Raw genomic sequence first — 3,842 nt, 5'->3', positions numbered from 1 at the left:
AAACAGAATAAGGTATATGAGCGAAGGCAGCGCTATGGTAACCAATAGCAGTAATAACCACGTAAATCTCACCATTTCAAAAGGCAAAAAGAACGGAATGTTAAACAGCACTATCATCGCGCCGTAAATAGGCAACCAAATAGGGTGCGAGAAAAAAGATATGACGTAGCTAAAGCGCATAGTATATTATTCTTCAGTACTATCAGAGGTAGCAGTCGTATCGAGCAGACTGCTGCGTAATGAGTCTAAAGCTGCTTGGCTCGCAGCGCCTTTGAAGTATTCTTCAAGCTCTTTTTCACCCATAAATAAACCTGCCTTATCTTTGAATATCGCCCATTGGGCAGTGTAAAACTCCTTATCTAAAGTTTCGCTTAGCATCACTACTTCGCCATAGCGGTCTATACAATACTGTATGCGTTTGGCATTGCTGTTTAGCTCGCCAGCAGGCAGGTGAGTGTAATAATTCAGTTCCTCCTGATATTTCTTTATCACCTGTAGGGCGATAGCGCGTGCTTGCTCTCTCTTGCCTACCTTATAAGACCCTTCGATAAAAGGATCGAGGGTGAAGTAATAGCCATAAGCATCTACCGGCATATTCTTCATCGCTATATCGATAATTTCAGACGCTTTAGCGGTCTTTCCTTCAGCTATAAGCTGCTCGGTTAGTCGGGCGAGATTTCCGCGGAAAATAATGCTGTTTTTGCGCGTTTCAGGGTCTAAATAAATACCCTCTTTGCCCATATTGCCCCACGTCCATCGTTTTACAATATTGTACATCAGTTCAGAGTCTATACGACCCATATCATAAGGATTATTCTTATCGATAGGCGTTTTGATAGGCACTAACTTGTATACAAGTCCGTCTAACTGTAGGTAGTCTTTCATCCACAGATATTCAGCAGAATCCATACTACCTCCGGTGAAGTAGATAGGGCGCTTCCAATCGTTATTTGCCAAAATGTCGAGCATCACTATACGAGCTTTATCTATGGCTCCCGGTAAGGTAATATCGATATAATCTACTATCTTATCAGCATCTTCTGGTTTTACAATGCCACTCTTCAGTACGTTTTCCTTATTCACCGGTATACGCAACTTGTTAGTAGGATAGTAATAGAAATCTTGCTTATATTCGCCTGCTCCACGCGAACTGCGTGTAGAAGGGTCATCACTAGTAATCCAGTTTACAAAGTCTTTGATATTCCAACGGTTATCAGTGCGCTTTTGGTAGTAAATAGCCTCTCTCACTCCGTGAGCGTATTGTTTGTGCACCAACTGCCCTGGTATAGGGGTACTTTGGTAGGCTTGTCGCTTCATTTGGTCGATGTACCAGTCGGTTTGCAGTAAGCTGGTATTTATCACACGTACATCGGTACGATAGCCCTCTATCTCTTGTGCATACCACAGTAGGAAGGTATCATTATCACCTATGGTGAAAATCATAGCGTCTTTGTTTTCGGCTACCGATTCGAGGTAAGCATCGGCTATAAACTCGGCTGAGTATTTCTGAGAGCGGTCGTGGTCATCCCAGTTTTGGTATGCCATCACAGCAGGCACCGCTACAAGGCTAAGCACTGTGGCTGCTGTAGCAGCAATATTGAGGTGCATATACTTGCGCGCAGCACTAAAGAGGGCATAGACACCCAACCCTATCCAAATAGTAAAGGCATAAAACGACCCTACAAGAGCATAATCACGCTCGCGTGGCTCAAACGGACGTTCGTTTAGATATATCTTGAGTGCCAAGCCCGTAAAGAGGAAAAGCACTAATATCACCCACGTTTGTCGTTCGCTCTTCATCGATAGGAATACAAACCCTAAAAGCCCTAAGAGGAAAGGAAGGAAATAATAAGTATTGCGCGCCTTGTTATTGAGCACATCGGAAGGGAGATGTTTTTGCGAGTCTAAGTGGGCACTGTCAATAAAGTTGATACCCGAAAGCCAGTTGCCGTGGTCGTTTTCGAGTTTCCCTTGTACATCATCTTGCCTGCCTATAAAGTTCCACGCAAAGTAGCGGAAATACATATACCCGAACTGATAGTCGAATAGGTAAGCCATATTCTTCCAAAAACTCGGTTTTTCTACCTCTATATAGTCGCGGTAGTCAGAAAGGAACTGGTCATAACGCTCTGCCGGCATCGGAGTTATCGACTGCTGACGCTGTATTTGTTGTAAAAACTGATATAGCTTAGGCTCTTGGTAGGCTTCTTCGCTAATCTTGAAGTCTAACTGCCCTGTTAGCTTCATATAGTTAGCGGCGTGCTGCGGACTCCACATACGTGGCAAAAAGCCCATTTGCTTTCTGTTAGAAGCTACTTGTGCATTCTTATATTGGTTTACGATAATATAACGCCCTGTAGTATAATCGCGTTCGTATTTAGGTTTCGCATCCTGATAAGGGTAATCCTCGTCTATACCGGCGTATTTATCAGAGTACATAGGTCCATAAAACAAGTGCGTTTCGGGGTACTGCTCTAAGTTGTAGTACGCCAAGAGCAAACGAGCATCGGTTGGACTGTTTTCGTTGATAACGGTATCGGCATTAGAGCGAATAGGTATCATCAGCCAAGACGAAAAGCCTATAAATACAAAGAGCAGACACAAGGTAGCGGTCTGTAGTCGCACCTTCTTCTTCTGAGAAGCATATCTAAGTGCGAAAAAGAAAAACGCTACTAAGGTAAGCCCAGCGATGATAGTACCCGAGTTAAACGGCATACCAAACGAATTGACAAAATACACTTCTAAATAGCCAAAATAAGCCAAGGTGTAAGGCAATATCAGCTTGAAGATAAGCAATAAAACAGCTATTGAAACTACATTAGCAATAAGGAAGTTCCATACATTTTTCTTATAATTACTGTTGAAGAAATACAGCATACCAATAGCAGGAATGGTAAGCAGCGCCATAAAGTGCACCCCAAACGACAAGCCCACTACCAACGAGATAAGCAACAACCAGCGGTCACCGCGTGGCTCGTGCAGACTATCCGTCCACTTGATGCCCAACCAAAACATCACCGACATAAAGAGCATAGCCATAGCATATACCTCAGCCTCTACGGCATTGAACCAGAAGCTATCAGAGAACGTATAAGCCAATGCCCCCACTACCCCACTACCCATTACAGCTACTGTATGAGCTACTGATAGGGTATCGGCACTGCGCAAGGCTATCTTTTTTGCAAGATTGACGATGATAAAGTAGAGGAAAAAGACTGTAAATGCACTTGATAGCACCGACATATAGTTCACCAGCAAGGCAATTTTGTCGGTATTAGGCGCAAAAGCAGCAATAAAAGCCCCCATCATCTGAAAGAAAGGCGCTCCGGGTGGGTGACCTACTTCTAATTTAGCTGAAGTAGCAATATATTCGCCACAATCCCAAAAACTTACTGTAGGTTCTACGGTAAGGCTATAGGTAAGCAGAGCTATAGCAAAGACTGCCCAGCCTACGATAAGGTTGTATTTCTTAAAGAGTTTATCCGTCATCATAACAAAATTAATATCAAGACGCAAAGGTACGGATAATTTAATAATTAGCAAGCCTATAGGATAGCAAAATTTGCTAAATAGCTACATATTTCTGGGTAGGAGCGTTTTTACTCTCTACAGAAGTCATTTGTAGCATATCACCTAACAAGGGGTCTATATAGTTCTTCTTCATCCAATAACGGTCAGAAAAGCCTAATTCTTGGGCTATCTCTTGCAATGTATGAGGCTCTTGGCAAAAGACTATAATATGCTCAATAATTTTTTCTTTTTTATTACTCCTTGCCTTTTCTACTCCTTGAGTTTTACTCCTTGAGTTTTCTACTCCTTGAGTTTTACTCCTTGAGTTTTCT

At 42.7% G+C, this 3,842-nt stretch carries 2 protein-coding genes; both read right to left on the bottom strand.

The genetic code is table 11. The features are described from left to right. Window positions 1-186: 186 nt before the first annotated feature. Window positions 187-3,489, bottom strand: coding sequence for a glycosyltransferase family 117 protein (locus HMPREF9074_RS03135; protein ID WP_052141362.1), 3,303 nt, complete (start codon window positions 3,487-3,489; stop codon window positions 187-189). Between the two features lie 76 nt (window positions 3,490-3,565). Continuing rightward, window positions 3,566-3,842 (bottom strand): Fic family protein (locus HMPREF9074_RS12625; protein WP_369700491.1); only part of this gene is annotated, 277 nt, incomplete at its 5' end.

The sequence above is a fragment of the Capnocytophaga sp. oral taxon 329 str. F0087 genome, from assembly GCF_000213295.2.
In the GTDB taxonomy this organism is placed as follows: Bacteria; Bacteroidota; Bacteroidia; order Flavobacteriales; family Flavobacteriaceae; genus Capnocytophaga; species Capnocytophaga leadbetteri_A.
The sequence above is the reverse complement of the archived record's forward strand: the minus strand, read 5'-3'. Positions and strand labels throughout refer to the sequence as shown.